Origin of the sequence: Pseudomonas sp. HT11 (genome assembly GCF_044875395.1) — a bacterium.
Lineage (GTDB): Bacteria > Pseudomonadota > Gammaproteobacteria > Pseudomonadales > Pseudomonadaceae > Aquipseudomonas.
This window is the reverse complement of record NZ_CP173217.1, coordinates 5,100,084-5,114,807: the sequence shown is the minus strand read 5'-3', so window position 1 is coordinate 5,114,807 and position 14,724 is coordinate 5,100,084. Positions and strand designations below refer to the sequence as shown.

The following is a 14,724-nucleotide window of genomic DNA, read 5'->3' as shown; positions in this document are numbered from 1 at the left end:
TGGTGTGATGCCTTTTAACATAGGCGAGCGGCCCAGGGATAAGGATGATGCAACGCCGTATTCGTTGATTGACCTCGCCATCGGTTAGACTGGCCGCCTTTCCCTGTCTCTAGAAGCCCGTTCATGGCCCAGCCGTCCACGACCTACAAATTCGAACTCAACCTCACCGACCTTGATCGCTCGGTGTATGAGAGCGTCAAACAGACCATCGCCCGCCATCCATCGGAAACCGAAGAGCGCATGACCGTGCGCCTGCTGGCCTACGCCCTCTGGTACAACGAGCAACTGGCGTTCGGTCGTGGCCTGTCAGATGTAGACGAACCAGCCCTGTGGGAAAAAAGCCTGGATGATCGGGTTCTGCACTGGATCGAAGTCGGCCAGCCTGACGCCGACCGCCTGACCTGGTGTTCACGCCGTACCGAGCGCACCAGTTTGCTGGCCTATGGCAGCTTGCGCGTGTGGGAAGGCAAAGTGGTGCCGGTGGCCAACAACCTGAAGAACGTGCACATCGCTGCCGTGCCGCAGGAAGTCCTCGAGACCCTGGCCAAGGACATGCCGCGCGTGATCAAGTGGGACGTGATGATCAGTGAAGGCACGATTTTTGTGACCGACGATCGCGGCCAGCACGAAGTGCAACTGCAATGGCTGGTTGGCGAGCGCGGTTGAAATTGTGGGAGCTGGCTTGCCTGCGATGCAGACACCTCGGTCTTTCAGCTATACCGAGGTGATGCATTCGCGAGCAAGCCCGCTCCCACAAAAGCCGGTTCCTACAGTTGATCCATGTTGCTTTCAGCATTGTTGTTTAACCGTTGTACTAGAAGAGAAGCTTCCGTCGCCCCATGCGTATCGATCCTCGCCCGTTGCCCGCTGTCCTGCCGTTTCTCGGTGAATTGCCACCGCTGTTGACCCGTCTTTACGCCGCACGCGGGGTGCAGTCCGAAGCTGAGCTGGACAAGAGCCTGGCGCGGTTGATTCCCTACCAGCAGCTCAAGGGCATCGACGCGGCGGTGGACCTGCTGGTGACGGCCTTGGAGCAGCGCCAGCGCATCCTCATCGTCGGTGACTTCGACGCCGATGGCGCCACTGCCAGCACGGTGGGCACCCTGGGCCTGCGTTTGCTCGGCGCGGCCCATGTCGACTACCTGGTGCCCAACCGCTTCGAGTACGGCTATGGCCTGACTCCGGAAATCGTTGCGGTGGCGCTGCAGCGCGAGCCGCAGTTGCTGATCACCGTGGACAACGGCATTTCCAGTGTCGAAGGCGTCGCGGCGGCCAAGGCGGCGGGGTTGAAGGTGTTGGTCACCGACCACCACTTGCCGGGTGATGAGCTGCCGGCGGCAGATGCCATCGTCAATCCGAACCAGCCCGGTTGTGAATTTCCCAGCAAGGCGCTGGCCGGCGTAGGCGTGATCTTTTATGTGCTGATGGCCTTGCGCGCGCGACTGCGCAGCCTGGGTTGGTACGCCAACACGCCTCAGCCGAACATCGGCGAGTTGCTCGACCTGGTGGCCCTGGGCAGTGTCGCCGACGTGGTGCCGCTGGACGCCAACAACCGCATCCTGGTGCATCAGGGCCTGGAGCGTATTCGCGCCGGTCGTGCGCGGCCGGGCATCAAGGCGATTCTTGAAGTCGCCAAGCGCGACCATGCGCGCATCACCTCCACCGACCTTGGTTTTATCCTCGGGCCGCGCTTGAACGCCGCCGGGCGCCTGGACGATATGAGCCTGGGCATCGAATGCCTGCTCACCACCGACTTCGCCGCCGCGCGGGAAATGGCGGCGCAGCTGGACGGTATGAACCAGGACCGCAAATCCATCGAACAGGGCATGCAGCGCGAAGCGCTCGCCCAGCTCAAGGACTTGCCCGTGGAATCGATGCCCTACGGTTTGTGCCTGTTCGACCCGGAATGGCACCAAGGCGTGATCGGTATTCTGGCGTCGCGAATGAAGGAGCGGTATTTCCGCCCGACCATCGCCTTCGCCGATGCCGGTGACGGCCTGCTCAAGGGCTCAGGGCGCTCTGTGCAGGGTTTTCACATCCGTGATGCGCTGGCGGTCGTCGCCAGCCAGCATCCCAACCTGATCACCAAATACGGCGGCCACGCGATGGCGGCCGGTTTGACCTTGCCCGAGGCGAATTTCCCCCTGTTTGCCGAAGCCTTTGACGCTGAAGTCCGTCGCCAACTGCGGGAAGAAGACCTGACGGGCCGGCTGCTGTCGGACGGCACCCTGGCGGTGGAAGAGTTTCACCTGGAACTGGCGCGCGCATTGCGGCATGCCGGGCCGTGGGGGCAGCACTTTCCCGAGCCGTTGTTTCACGGTGTGTTTCAGTTGGTCGAGCAGCGCGTGGTCGGTGAGCGGCACCTCAAAGTGGTGCTCAAGAGCGAATGCGGGTCGGTGAAGCTGGACGGCATTGCATTTGGTGTGGACCGTGAGGTCTGGCCTAATCCGACGGTGCGTTGGGTCGAGTTGGCCTACAAGCTGGACGTGAACGAGTTTCGTGGGAATGAAACTGTGCAGTTGATGATTGCGCACATCGAACCGCGCTGAATCTAAACAACACTGCAAAAACAAATGTGGGAGGGGGCTTGCCCCCCTCCCACATTTTAAGCCATGTAATACCTGGAGTTACTCGGCTTTGTCCTTGGCCTGATGCTTCACGATGATATCCACCAGGCGCTGTGCCAGCGCTGGGTAGTTCTCGTCAAAGTGATGCCCGCCTGGCAGCTTCACGGCTTCGCCAACAGCGGTCTTGTCGGTGCAGCCACTCTCGTCGACTTCTTCGGCGCCGTAGATGCACACCACTTTGTCAGCCGGCAGCTTGGCCATTTCCGGGCCCGTCGCGGCTTCTTTGCCGGCGTTGCCCAACCAACCTTCCACTTCGATCTCAAAGCTGCCGGTACGTGCGAACGCCAGCAGGATGATTGCGTCGACGCGCTGCTGTTCGTTTTCCGGCATGCGGTTGTAGATCGCCGGCAGTACGTCGGCGCCGAATGAATAACCGGTCAGCACGAAGCGCTTGGTGCCCCATTTCTGCCGGTAGTGCTGCATCAATTCGGTGAGGTCCTTGGCGCTTTGCTCGGGCGTTTTGTGCTGCCAGTAGTAGCGCAGGGTGTCGATGCCCACGACCGGGTAACCGATCTTGGCCATTTCACCGGCGACGTCACGGTCCAGGTCACGCCAGCCGCCATCACCGGAGAGGAACAGGGTAACGGTGTCCTTGGCTTGACCGGCCGGTACTTCCACCACGGGAATCGCCAGGCCGCCATTGTCCGAACCCACCAGTTGCTTGCGCAGTTCGTTGTTCAGCACTTGCGGGTAGTGGATGTCGTAGTCGCTGATGCTGGTCGTCGCGCGCGGGGTATCGCGTACGAAACTGGCACTTTCATCGTCAGGGTTGTCGTTCCACGCCACCAGCCAATTGCCATGGGCAGAGGTCTTGGGCAGCGGGTCCTTGCAGCCTTCCTGCACCAGGGCGAAGCCGACGGAGATAGCATTGGCCTTGTCGTCGTTCTGTGTGGCCAGCCAGCGCCAGGCGAGTGCTGCGCCAGGGCCGATGCCGCTGACCAGCGTCGCCGGGCCTTTGAGCTGGGCCAGGGCGCTTTGCAGCGCTTGTTCCTGCAGCTTGCAGTCATCCTTTGGCAGGATCACTTGAACGATTTGCGCGGAGCCGCCCTGGCTCAGGGCAATCAGTTGGCTATCGGTCAGGGTTTCATCGGCCATCACGGCCACGGCCACACGGGCTTTTGCCGAGCCGTTAGGCGTCACGCGGGTCATCACCGAACCGTCGGCCTGGGGCAGTTGTTCCAGGGTCGGTTGCGGGGCAGGGCGGTTCCAGTACCAGAAGCCACCCGCCGCGATCAGCGCGAGCAGCACTACAAAGGCCAATACATACCGCCAGGAGCGTCGAATCATCAGCGTTTCACCAATCCAGTCAAGCCGCCCGCAATCAGGGCGGCGGTATCGGCCAGTGCCACCAGCGGATCAAGTCCTGCGGGCACGGCCATATAACGGGGTTCCCAGTCAGGCTGGAACTTGTCTTTAAAGCGGCGCAAACCTTGGAAGTTATACAGTTGCTCGCCACGTCGGAACACCATCGAGCCCAGGCGTTGGGTCAGCGGTGCGCCACGGCGTGGTTGCAGGCCCGACAACGGCACCATGCCCAGGCTGAATCGGGCGTAGTCGTGGTTCTTATAATGTTGAATCAGGCCAACCATCATGAATTCCATGGTCAGCTTCGGCGCGTCCGGGTGCGCACGCATCAGGTCGAGACTGGCCAGGTCATGGTTGTAAGTCTCGAGCAGGTTGGCGAAGGCCACCGGGCGCCCTTCGAAGCGAATAATCGCAATACGAAAGTGCTTGAGGTAGTCGTCGCTGAAACGGCCCAGGGAAAAGCCCTTTTCCCGCACGTTCTTGCCGGTCAGCCAGGCATCGGAGATGACTTTGAGTTCTTCCATCGGCGCCTGGCCCGGTTCGAAGATCTCCAGGGACAGGCCGTCCCGGGTGCCACGGTTCCAGGTGTAGCGCAGGTCCTTCATCTCTTTGCCCTTGGCTTCCAGGTCAAAGCGTTTCAGGTCGACGCGGGCTTCTTCGCCCAGCTTGATCGCGGTCAGGCCGATGTCCATGTAGTACGGCAGGTTCTCGGCGCGTACCTGGTAAAACACCGGGCGCGCGTGATGGATGTCGCACAGGTCACGGAACTGCCAGATCATCTCGGCTCGCGGCTGGGTCGGGCCGATCGGGTCATACAAGGCCACCAGGCTGCGCCCGCGGCGGGCGTACATCAGGAAGGCTTCATCGTTGGGGTGGAACAGCAGCGCCTTGTCGCCGGTCAGCGCCAGGCCTCCGTCGGGCTGTGAGGAGGCCATCAGGATCTTGGTGGCGCGTTCCAGTTCGTCCGGGGTTGGCAGATGAATCACCGGGCGTGCGGTGCGCAGCAGCCAGGTCAGCGAGACGATCACCAACAGCACCGCTGCACCCAGCAGCGAGCGCAGGCCGCGTGGGGCGTTGGCGTCCAGGGTGAACTGCCACCACAGCTGGTGGCTGTACGGCACGTCTTGATAGGCAAACAGCAGCAGCCAGATCGAGGCGCCCAACACACAGACGCTGGCCACCAGGTACAGCGGCGAAAATGGCAGCTCGGTCAGGCGGCTGGCGCGGTAGAACGAGCGCCGGAAGATCGCCAGCAGCACGGCGGTCATGATCATCAGGCTGGCTTCTTCCCAGTCGAAGCCTTTAAGCAGTGAGAGCAGGGCGCCGGTGAGCAGCAACACCATGGTCAGCATCCAGGCGGCCGACAAACGCCGACGCAAGCCCTGGGCGAGCAACAGGCACAGCACGCCGATCAAGCTGGCACCGAAGTGCGAGGCGTCAATCAGGCGGTGGGGAATCAGGAAGCCGATGTTTTCCAGGCGTGAGTCGATTTCCGGCGTTGCGCCGGAAAACAGCAGGACCACGCCGGACAAAAAAACCAGCACGGCCAACACCGGCGCGGCCAGGCCAGAGGCAACCCGCAGGCTTTGCTGCGTCTGGAACAGGCGCTGGGCCTCGTTGACCAGCAGGAACACGCAGGCGATCAGCAGCGGCAGCACCACATAAATCATGCGGTATAGCAGCAGGGCGGCAGCCAATGGCGCGGCGCCAAGCTTGTCGGCAAATGCCGCGAGCAGAATCGCTTCGAACACGCCAACACCGCCTGGCACATGGCTGAGTACGCCGGCGGCCAGGGCCAGCAGGTACACCAGCAGGAAGGGGCCGAACGGCGGCGCTTCCGGCAGCAGCATATAAAGGACGGTGGCGGCAGCGGCTACGTCCAGCGCGGTGATGATCAGTTGCAGGAACGTCAGGCGCCGGCCCGGCAGGCGCAGGGTACGACGCCCCGCCTTGACCAGCAGGTTGTCTGGATAAGGTTGCTCTGGCAGGCGACGGCGATAAATGCCGATGCACAGCGCGGCGGACAGCAGCAGCACTGCACCGGCAATACCACCGAGCACGCCTTGCGACAGGTGCAGGTAGGTCGATGCCGCCGGCAGGTTACTCAGTGTGGCCAGTGCTGCCAGTGGCGGCAGCGCCGTACCAAGGGCCAGGCTGGCGAACACGGTCATGTGCGCCACTTCCGAAGCTCCGATACCGTGGCGTGCATATAAACGGTAACGCACAGACCCGCCGGAGAGCATCGACAAGCCAATGGCGTTGCCGATGGCAAAGGCAGTGAAGCCACCCAGCGCCAGGGTCTTGGCCGGCAGTTTTACCCCGGCATAGCGTGCGCCGGAGAATTCATAACCCAGCAGAATGATGAAACCGGCGATGGCCGCCGCGAACGCACCCAGCAGGGCGGGTCTGGGCACTTCCAGGATCGAGTCGTGGAGCGCATACAGGTCCAGTTCCAGCAGTAAGTGTCGGCAGGCGATCAGGGCGATTGCGAACAGCAACAGGGTAACGGCCAGCCCGATCGGCTGACGGTATTTGCTCAACAGATCCAGCCAACGCAAGCGGGTGGGTGTGATCGGTTGTGTCGCTGTGACGGTGTCTTGTGGTTCAGACGAGTTGGCGCGCATCAATCACCTCGTGGATTGTGCGCGACAGGATGGAGGTATCCAGCCAAGTTACCAATCCCTATGGACAAAATAATTACAAATATTAACGCGTATCGCCGGGTGCGGCGACTGCGGCCATTGGTCGTAGAGGGTAATGCTTGAGCATTCAGCATAGCTTGCAATGAGATGGACTCTACAAACCGTGTACGGTTTCATGAAAGATGCCATGCCATTGTTTCAGAAGAACTTTTTCGTCAGATACAAAAAAGGCCACTCTTTCGAGTAGCCTTTTTTGATGTTTGGTTGCGGGAGCCGGATTTGAACCGACGACCTTCGGGTTATGAGCCCGACGAGCTACCAGACTGCTCCATCCCGCGTCTGTGGGCGGCATTCTACAGCCCAACGCCGAGGTGTCAACCGTTAATGGGTCGATGGGTCAAATTAGTGTGAATTAGCGTCTTTCACCCCGACCACGTGCGGTAAGTACGCGACGGACAAAGATTTTTCTGTCTTACAATTTGCGTACACATGCAAAACAAGCACGCACAAAAAAGGCCACTCTTTCGAGTAGCCTTTTTTGATGTTTGGTTGCGGGAGCCGGATTTGAACCGACGACCTTCGGGTTATGAGCCCGACGAGCTACCAGACTGCTCCATCCCGCGTCTGTGTGTCGGCATTCTACAGAGGAACGCGAGTGTGTCAACCTGTGAATCGAAGAAAAGCGCTTGTGGTTCAATCGGTTAGCTCTCCAAGGCAAGCCTTGGAAGGGCGCGAGGCCAGTGTGGCCGAGGGTTTCAGCTCTATTGGCAGGCGAATTTCGATTGAGAAAATAAATTCATCAGTGAAATTTCCTACCGCTGAAGCGGAAGATTCAAACTACTGGTGCTATATACAGGGGTGAATGCGATACTGGCCGCCCGTTGGATTACACCCTCTGTTTATATGACGCAGCGCAAAATCATCCACGTCGACTGTGATTGCTTCTACGCCGCCATCGAGATGCGCGACGATCCGAGCCTGGCACAAAAGCCCCTCGCGGTCGGCGGCTCGGCGGACAGAAGGGGGGTGATCGCCACCTGCAACTATGAGGCGCGGGCTTATGGGGTGCGTTCGGCCATGTCATCGCGCCACGCCTTGAAGCTGTGCCCGGACCTGACCATCGTCAAGCCGCGCATGGACGCCTATAAGGAAGCGTCGAAAGAAATCCAGACGATCTTTCGCGATTACACCGACCTGATCGAGCCACTGTCGCTGGACGAAGCCTACCTGGACGTCTCTGACAGCCCGCACTTTGGCGGCAGTGCCACCCGCATCGCTCAAGACATTCGTCGCCGGGTCTCCAACCAACTGCACATCACAGTGTCCGCCGGCGTTGCGCCGAACAAGTTTCTGGCCAAGATCGCCAGCGACTGGAAAAAACCCAACGGCCTGTTTGTGATCACCCCGGATCAGGTCGAAGACTTCGTCTCCCAGTTGCCGGTGAACAAGTTGCACGGCGTTGGCAAGGTCACCGCCGATAAGCTGGCGCGCCTGGGGATTGCAGACTGCCTGCAATTGCGTGAGTGGAACAAGCTGGCGCTGGTGCGTGAATTCGGCAGTTTCGGCGAGCGGCTCTGGAGCCTGGCTCGTGGGATTGATGACCGCGTGGTGCAGAACGACAGCCGTCGGCAATCCATCAGTGTGGAAAATACCTACGACGTGGACTTGCCGGATCTCTCAAGTTGCCTGGCGAAACTGCCCGAGCTGATGGAAACCCTGGCCGGGCGCATGGCGCGCATCGACAGCAGCTATCGCGCGGGCAAGCCGTTCGTCAAAGTGAAGTTTCACGACTTCACCCAAACCACTCTGGAGCAGGCAGGGGCAGGGCGAGATCTGGAGAGTTATCAACAGCTGTTGACCCAGGCGTTCAATCGCGGCGGCAAGCCGGTGCGGTTGCTGGGGATTGGGGTGCGGTTGCTGGATCTGAGCAGCGGTAACGAACAGCTGCAGTTTCCCTGGTAAAAACCGGGAGCCAAATGTGGGAGCGGGCTTGCTCGCGAAGGCGCCGTGTCAGTCGATACATTCATCACTGATACATCGCTTTCGCGAGCAAGCCCGCTCCCACATTTAGATCTTTACCTGCCCTGAGGTCCTAGCGTGCCCCAGGGTCCGCCACCAACCGCCCCGCATCCTTGGTCAGCGCCTGCACAAACTCCTGCTGCAACTCGGGATCATTGCGGGTCAGTTCGATCAGGCTCTGTTCCAGCTCACTGGCTTCTTCCTCAAGGCCCAACTCCGACAGGCGCTTGACCCGGTGCACCCACTGGTTGACTTCGTCGTCTTCGAGGTCGTCGTAGATCAGTCCATGGGCTTCCAGCAACTTGCCGCGCAGGGTGTTGCTGATCGCCAGGGAGGAGTCCGAGTGCACGTCGTCCTGGCCATCTTCCACGCTGATCTTCAAGGTCGTGACGCGGTTCAGGTCCTGCTCGGCAAACGGGCTGTCCAACAGGTTCAGGCGCAGCACGCCGTCGCGGTCGGTGGTCAGCTCATGGGTCTGCTTGCCGGCGGTGACCTGTACCGGGCGCTCGCTCCAGGGCAGGCTCGAATACTCCGTGCGCTTGTCACGCTGGACTTCATCGATCCCGGCCAGGTTCTGTTGCGCACGGCCGTGGGATTGCACGTTCATGAACGGGTTGATGCCGTCCACGCCGTAGCTCAGCCAGTCACGCGTCATGCTGGTCGGCAGGTTGCCGAGGGCGAAGATGTTCGCCACGTTGGCCCCCGCGCCAGCCACCAGGGCGACCGCGCCCAAGGGCATCTCGTAGAGTTTGCGCCAGGGTTGGTAGGGGGTATAGCGATCGTAACGGCGGGTGACTTCGAATTCAGTGACCTCAAAGGTCTTTTGCTCGTGAATGCGAACCCGGCGTTGCGGCAGTTCCAGCACTTTGGGTTCACCTACATCGATCTGCAGGCTGTGGTCGAGCAATTTGCGCTCGACCCGCTCCTCGTGCTCACTGCGTTGCGACATCTGGTTGGCGCAGCCGCTGACCAGCAGGGCGCCGCACAAGGCGGCGCCCCCCAGGGCTCTGGTGTTTCGCTTGAACATGACTTCTCTTGATCTGGTTTTCAGCGACGAATACGCGCCTGAAGGAAAGACAGCACGTCAGCCACCGGCAACGATTGGGCTTCGGCTTCGGTCCGGCTCTTGTATTCCAGATTGCCATCGGCCAGGCCGCGGTCACTGACCACGATTCGGTGCGGGATGCCAATCAGTTCCATGTCGGCGAACTTGATGCCGGGACTGGTTTTCTTGTCGCGGTCATCCAGCAGCACTTCAAAGCCGGCGGCCGTCAGTTCGGCATACAGTTTGTCGGTGGCTTCGCGTACTTGCTCGGTTTCGTAGCGCAGCGGTACCAGGGCCACCTGGAATGGGGCCAGGGCGTCACTCCAGATGATGCCTTTCTCGTCGTTGTTCTGTTCGATGGCAGCTGCCACCACACGGGAAACACCAATGCCGTAGCAGCCCATGTCGAGGGTGATCGGCTTGCCGTTCTCGCCCAGCACTTCGCACTTCATCGCCTTGCTGTACTTATTGCCCAGCTGGAAGATGTGCCCGACTTCGATGCCGCGTTTGATTTCCAGGGTGCCCTTGCCATCCGGGCTTGGGTCGCCGGCGACAACGTTACGCAGGTCGGCCACGGTTGGAACTGGCAGGTCACGCTCCCAGTTCACGCCGAAGTAGTGCTTGTCGTCGATGTTGGCGCCAATGCCGAAGTCGCTCATCAGTTCGACCGAACGGTCGATGATGATCGGCAGCGGCAGGTTCAGCGGGCCGAGCGAACCGGCACCGGCGCCAATCGCGTCGCGCAGTTCGGCATCGGTGGCCATGACCAGCGGGCTGGCCACGCCAGGTTGCTGGGCAGCCTTGATTTCGTTGAGCTCGTGGTCGCCACGGATGACCAGGGCGATCAGCTTGCCTTCTTCTTCGGCGCGCACGATCAGGGTCTTGATGGTCTTTTCAATCGGCAGATTGAATTTTTCCACCAGCGCCGCGATGGTCTTGGTCTCTGGGGTGTCCACCAGGCGCAGCTCTTCGCTTGGCGCCGGGCGGGACGTTTCCCGTGGCACGGCTTCGGCTTTCTCGATGTTCGCCGCGTAGTCGGAACCGTTGCTGAAGACGATATCGTCTTCGCCGGACTCGGCCAGTACGTGGAACTCGTGGGAGCCGGCGCCGCCGATGGAGCCGTTGTCCGCTTCAACCGGGCGGAATTTCAGGCCCAGGCGCGTGAACACGTTGCAGTAGGCCTGGTGCATGCGGTCGTAGGTGACCTGCAAGGAGGCCTGGTCGGCGTGGAAGGAGTAGGCGTCCTTCATGATGAATTCACGGCCGCGCATCAAACCGAAGCGTGGGCGGATTTCATCACGGAATTTGGTCTGGATCTGATACAGGTTCAGCGGCAGTTGCTTGTAGCTGCTCAGCTCGTTGCGCATCAGGTCGGTGATCACTTCTTCATGGGTCGGGCCGGCGCAGAAATCGCGGCCATGACGGTCCTTGAAGCGCAGCAATTCAGGGCCGTACTCTTCCCAGCGCCCGGATTCCTGCCACAACTCAGCCGGTTGCGTGCTCGGCATCAACACTTCCAGAGAGCCGGCGGCGTTCATTTCTTCGCGAACGATGGCTTCGACCTTGCGCATCACCTTCAAGCCCATGGGCAGCCAGGTGTACAGGCCCGAGGCCAGTTTGCGGATCATGCCGGCGCGCAGCATCAGCTGGTGGCTGATCACAACCGCGTCGGAAGGCGTTTCTTTCTGTGTGGCGAGCAAATATTGACTGGTACGCATGGTAGGCCGTTGTCGGTTGCTTGGACTTGAAATGACTTGGGATTGTACGGGCGGTTGCTGCCGGAGTACAGGCATGAGGTCGCGGGGTGTTTCTGTGGCGACCGGGCTTGTGTAGAGCTGGCTTGCCTGCGATGCGGTGTATCAGTTACGTCGCGCTGATGCTATCGCAGGCAAGCCAGCTCCCACATTGACCGAGGTGAGTCATTCTTCGGTGGGCGGGCTCAACCGAATCCGTCGATTTTCCTGAAACCAGTGCAGGGCAATCAGGAACAGTGTCGGTACGCCTAGCAGGCAGGTGATCAGGAAGAAGTTGTGATAGCCGAACTTCTCCACCATTACCCCTGAATAACCGCCAATCAGGCGCGGCAGCAACAGCATGATCGAGCTGAGCAGCGCATATTGGGTGGCCGAGAACTTGAGGTTGGTCAGGCTCGACAGGTAGGCGACAAACGCCGAGGTGGCAAGGCCGGAACTGAAGTTGTCCAGCGAGATGGTGAAGATCAGCATCTGCAGGTCGGGGCCCATGTCCGCGAGCATCACGAACAACAGGTTGGTGCCGGCCGAGGCCACGCCGCCGATAAACAGGATCGGCAGGATCCCGAAGCGCACGATCAGCAAGCCGCCCATGCCGGCGCCGAGCAGGGTCATGATCAGGCCGAAAATCTTGCTCACTCCGGCAATCTGGTCCTTGGTGAAGCCCTGGTCGATGTAGAACACGTTGGCCATCACGCCCATCACCGTGTCCGACATGCGATAGGTGGCGATCAGCCCGAGCAGCAGCAAGGCCTGCCAGCGGTAGCGCAGGATAAAGTCGTTGACCGGCGTCAGCACCGGCGCCAGGCCGCGTCGGCCCATGGTCGACAGGCACAGCGTGGTCAGGATGATATAGAGGATGGCGCGCAGGAAGGCGCGGTCTTCCATCAACAGTTCCCACAGGCTGACGCCGTGGAACAGGACGCTGGCAAAGTCGGTGTTGTAGAGCTGGGTGAACATCGCCGGGACGGACACCAGCAACACGATCAGTACAAACACCGAGACCAGCTGATGCACGAAGCTGTAGCGGCCGGCCTGCAACTGCGTGCGCAGTGGCACATTGGGCTCGCGCATGAACAGAGTGGTCAGCAGCGCCGGAATCATCAGCAGGCCGAACAGCACGTAAGTGCCGGTCCATGCCGAGTGCTTATAGTTGAAACCGGTCGAGCCGAAGCCTTCGGCAAAGAACAGTGCACCGGCGGTGGCCAGCAGGGCGGCGATGCGATAACCGGACATATAACTGGCGGCGAGGGCAGCCTGGCGGCTGTCGTCGGCGATTTCCAGGCGATAGGCGTCTACCGCGATGTCTTGGGTGGCCGAGGCGAAGGCGACGATCACAGCAATCGCAATCAGCCACGACAGGTGTTTTTGCGGGTCGCAAAAACCCATGCCGATCAACCCGAGGATCACCAGCGTCTGGGCCAGCACCAGCCAGGAGCGACGTCGTCCGAGTTTGCCGAGCAGCGGCAAACGCCATTGGTCGAGCAGCGGTGACCAGACCCATTTGAAGGCATAGGCCAAGCCGATCAGGCTCGCATAACCGATGGTCTCGCGGGCCACACCGGCCTCGCGCAACCACACTGAAAGCGTCGAGAACACCAACATGTAAGGCAAGCCGGCGGCGAAACCGAGCAACAACAGCACTAACGTCGAGGGGCTGGCATAGGCGGCGAGCGCGGCGCGCCAGGTTTTACGGGGCATGGGCTGGAGTCTGCCTCAGATTTGCGGAAACAAAGCGCGCACTCTAACCGCTGTGCTCTACCGGGCGCCAGCCATGACGCTGAATATCAACGCGATTGTTCAGGATACTGACACCTTCGCTGCGTAAACGCGCACGTTGCTCGTCACCTGAGGCACTGCCCACTGGCAGACTTATCCGACCACCGGCACCCAGCACCCGGTGCCAGGGCAACCGGGTGTCCTCGGGCAACTGGCTCAGCGTGCGCCCGACCCATCGGGCCGCCCGGCCCAGCCCGGCCAGATGCGCCAGTTCGCCGTAACTCACCACGCAGCCTTGGGGCACTTGCGCCAAGGTCAGGTACAACGCCGTACGGCGCATTTCTGCTGGGCTTTGCGCAATATTGGCGGGTTGATTCACTGTGGGCATCGTCAGGGTCTTTGTAAGAAACGTCTGTAATCATGCTGTTGAGAATTGAACTCAATATAAATACTTGAGTCAGTCGTAGCTATCTAACACGATAGCGCCCCTTTTTCGCCAACCCTGAGCCCCGAATACGCTTATGTTGTCCAGAACCCTGCTGTGCCTCGCTGTTTTCAGCGCCTCCACGCCCCTGCTCGCTGACACCGTGTGGTTAAAGAACGGTGACCGCCTGACCGGCAAGATCAAAGTCTTCGACGGTGGCAAGTTGCTGATTCAGACCAGCTACGCAGGGGCCATCCCGGTGGATTGGAAGCAGGTGAAAACCCTGGAAAGTGACCAGGAGCTACTGGTCAAGCAGGACGCGTACAGCGGTGAGAAGGCCAAATCCCTGAAAGCTGCGGATGACGGCAAGGTGGTGCTGGCCAATGGCGAGGCGCCCAAAACCGTGGAACTGGCCAGCATCCAGCAAATCCTCAAGCCCAAGCCGGTCATCGAAGACCTGGTGTGGAAGGGCAATGTCGACCTGGCGCTGGACTACAAGCGTGCCGACAAAGACACCAACGACTACGACGTGGACTTCAAGACCACGGCCCGTCACGGCCAGTGGCGCCATACCGCGCAGGGCGAATACAACCGCGAGTTCCAGGACGACGTCACCACCACCGACAACTGGGCGCTGGAATATGACCTGGACCGTTTCATCACCGAGCATTGGTTCTGGCAAGGCCGCCTGACCTACAAGCGCGACAAGGTTGAAGACTTGTCCCGCCAGCGCACGGTCGGTACCGGTCCTGGCTACCAGTTCTGGGACGATGAGCTGGGCGCGTTCTCCCTCGGTTCGCTGGTTAACCGCACCGATTACGAATATGCCGACGGCGGCAAATCCAATTTCTACTCGCTGGCCATGAAGTGGAACTACAACCGCTACCTGGTGGGCAAGACCGTGGAGTTCTTCACCAACGGCGAGGTGGGCAAGCCGCTTGCCGGGCCGTCCGATTACTCCCTCGATGCGCAAATGGGTCTGCGTTACAAGGTCACCGAATGGGCGTCCCTCAACCTCAAGGCTGAACGCGACATCATCAGTGGCGAATCGCAAAGCAGCCTGAGCAAGACCCGTTACACCGCAGGGTTCGGTGTGGCCTGGTAAGTGCACTCTGGCAACCTGCGCGGATATTGATTACCTTGTGTTGAGATCCATTCCCATATGCTGTGGGCGGCGGAATACCCGAGGAGT

10 protein-coding genes and 2 tRNA genes are annotated in these 14,724 nt (G+C 60.5%); 4 read left to right on the top strand and 8 right to left on the bottom strand.

What is annotated here, in order from left to right; genetic code table 11:
* Nucleotides 1–123: 123 nt before the first annotated feature.
* Complete coding sequence (locus tag ABWL43_RS23670) at nucleotides 124–666, top strand: YaeQ family protein (RefSeq protein WP_003193952.1); 543 nt, start codon at nucleotides 124–126, stop codon at nucleotides 664–666.
* Between the two features lie 173 nt (nucleotides 667–839).
* The gene (gene recJ / locus ABWL43_RS23665) at nucleotides 840–2,549 is read left to right on the top strand and encodes a single-stranded-DNA-specific exonuclease RecJ (protein WP_145164129.1); all 1,710 of its coding nucleotides are present in this window, start codon (nucleotides 840–842) and stop codon (nucleotides 2,547–2,549) included.
* 78 nt (nucleotides 2,550–2,627) lie between these two features.
* Here the strand turns inward: recJ and ABWL43_RS23660 are convergent, their stop codons facing one another.
* From ABWL43_RS23660 to ABWL43_RS23645, 4 genes are all read right to left on the bottom strand, one after another.
* The gene (locus ABWL43_RS23660) at nucleotides 2,628–3,914 is read right to left on the bottom strand and encodes a virulence factor family protein (RefSeq protein WP_106578320.1); all 1,287 of its coding nucleotides are present in this window, start codon (nucleotides 3,912–3,914) and stop codon (nucleotides 2,628–2,630) included.
* Nucleotides 3,914–6,556, bottom strand: coding sequence for a bifunctional lysylphosphatidylglycerol flippase/synthetase MprF (gene mprF / locus ABWL43_RS23655; RefSeq protein WP_145164127.1), 2,643 nt, complete (start codon nucleotides 6,554–6,556; stop codon nucleotides 3,914–3,916). Before mprF ends, ABWL43_RS23660 begins: the two co-directional genes overlap by 1 nt.
* A 279-nt stretch (nucleotides 6,557–6,835) precedes the next feature.
* Nucleotides 6,836–6,912: transfer RNA gene (locus ABWL43_RS23650), tRNA-Met, on the bottom strand.
* A gap of 208 nt (nucleotides 6,913–7,120) precedes the next feature.
* Nucleotides 7,121–7,197: transfer RNA gene (locus tag ABWL43_RS23645), tRNA-Met, on the bottom strand.
* Between the two features lie 280 nt (nucleotides 7,198–7,477).
* Here ABWL43_RS23645 and dinB point away from each other — a divergent pair.
* Nucleotides 7,478–8,536 carry a DNA polymerase IV gene (dinB, locus tag ABWL43_RS23640; protein ID WP_242199922.1) on the top strand — a complete coding sequence of 353 codons (1,059 nt, stop codon included), beginning with the start codon at nucleotides 7,478–7,480 and terminating at the stop codon, nucleotides 8,534–8,536.
* 130 nt (nucleotides 8,537–8,666) lie between these two features.
* Here dinB and ABWL43_RS23635 read toward each other — a convergent pair whose 3' ends face one another.
* The 4 genes from ABWL43_RS23635 to ABWL43_RS23620 all read right to left on the bottom strand — a co-directional run bounded on the left by ABWL43_RS23635 (nucleotide 8,667) and on the right by ABWL43_RS23620 (nucleotide 13,496).
* A complete protein-coding gene (locus ABWL43_RS23635; protein ID WP_404484714.1) occupies nucleotides 8,667–9,620 on the bottom strand; it encodes a hypothetical protein in 954 nt (317 codons plus the stop codon).
* Between the two features lie 20 nt (nucleotides 9,621–9,640).
* The gene (locus ABWL43_RS23630; RefSeq protein ID WP_404484711.1) at nucleotides 9,641–11,356 is read right to left on the bottom strand and encodes a proline--tRNA ligase; all 1,716 of its coding nucleotides are present in this window, start codon (nucleotides 11,354–11,356) and stop codon (nucleotides 9,641–9,643) included.
* A 201-nt stretch (nucleotides 11,357–11,557) separates the two neighbouring features.
* Nucleotides 11,558–13,090: an AmpG family muropeptide MFS transporter gene (locus ABWL43_RS23625; RefSeq protein ID WP_242199923.1), complete on the bottom strand. Its 1,533-nt coding sequence runs from the start codon at nucleotides 13,088–13,090 to the stop codon at nucleotides 11,558–11,560.
* A 43-nt stretch (nucleotides 13,091–13,133) separates the two neighbouring features.
* On the bottom strand, nucleotides 13,134–13,496 hold the full coding sequence (locus ABWL43_RS23620) for an MGMT family protein (RefSeq protein ID WP_404484707.1): 363 nt from the start codon (nucleotides 13,494–13,496) through the stop codon (nucleotides 13,134–13,136).
* 133 nt (nucleotides 13,497–13,629) lie between these two features.
* Between ABWL43_RS23620 and ABWL43_RS23615 the strand changes: the two genes are divergently transcribed.
* Nucleotides 13,630–14,637 carry a DUF481 domain-containing protein gene (locus tag ABWL43_RS23615; RefSeq protein ID WP_145165448.1) on the top strand — a complete coding sequence of 336 codons (1,008 nt, stop codon included), beginning with the start codon at nucleotides 13,630–13,632 and terminating at the stop codon, nucleotides 14,635–14,637.
* The last annotated feature ends 87 nt before the right edge of the window (nucleotides 14,638–14,724 follow it).

Bases quoted from the DNA above. Each gene is read 5' to 3' on its own strand.
- ABWL43_RS23630 (WP_404484711.1), bottom strand. From the start codon at position 11,356: ATGCGTACCAGTCAATATTTGCTCGCCACACAGAAAGAAACGCCTTCC.
- recJ (WP_145164129.1), top strand. From the start codon at position 840: ATGCGTATCGATCCTCGCCCGTTGCCCGCTGTCCTGCCGTTTCTCGGT.
- mprF (WP_145164127.1), bottom strand. From the start codon at position 6,556: ATGCGCGCCAACTCGTCTGAACCACAAGACACCGTCACAGCGACACAA.
- ABWL43_RS23615 (WP_145165448.1), top strand. From the start codon at position 13,630: ATGTTGTCCAGAACCCTGCTGTGCCTCGCTGTTTTCAGCGCCTCCACG.
- ABWL43_RS23660 (WP_106578320.1), bottom strand. From the start codon at position 3,914: ATGATTCGACGCTCCTGGCGGTATGTATTGGCCTTTGTAGTGCTGCTC.
- ABWL43_RS23670 (WP_003193952.1), top strand. From the start codon at position 124: ATGGCCCAGCCGTCCACGACCTACAAATTCGAACTCAACCTCACCGAC.
- ABWL43_RS23635 (WP_404484714.1), bottom strand. From the start codon at position 9,620: ATGTTCAAGCGAAACACCAGAGCCCTGGGGGGCGCCGCCTTGTGCGGC.
- dinB (WP_242199922.1), top strand. From the start codon at position 7,478: ATGACGCAGCGCAAAATCATCCACGTCGACTGTGATTGCTTCTACGCC.
- ABWL43_RS23625 (WP_242199923.1), bottom strand. From the start codon at position 13,090: ATGCCCCGTAAAACCTGGCGCGCCGCGCTCGCCGCCTATGCCAGCCCC.
- ABWL43_RS23620 (WP_404484707.1), bottom strand. From the start codon at position 13,496: ATGCCCACAGTGAATCAACCCGCCAATATTGCGCAAAGCCCAGCAGAA.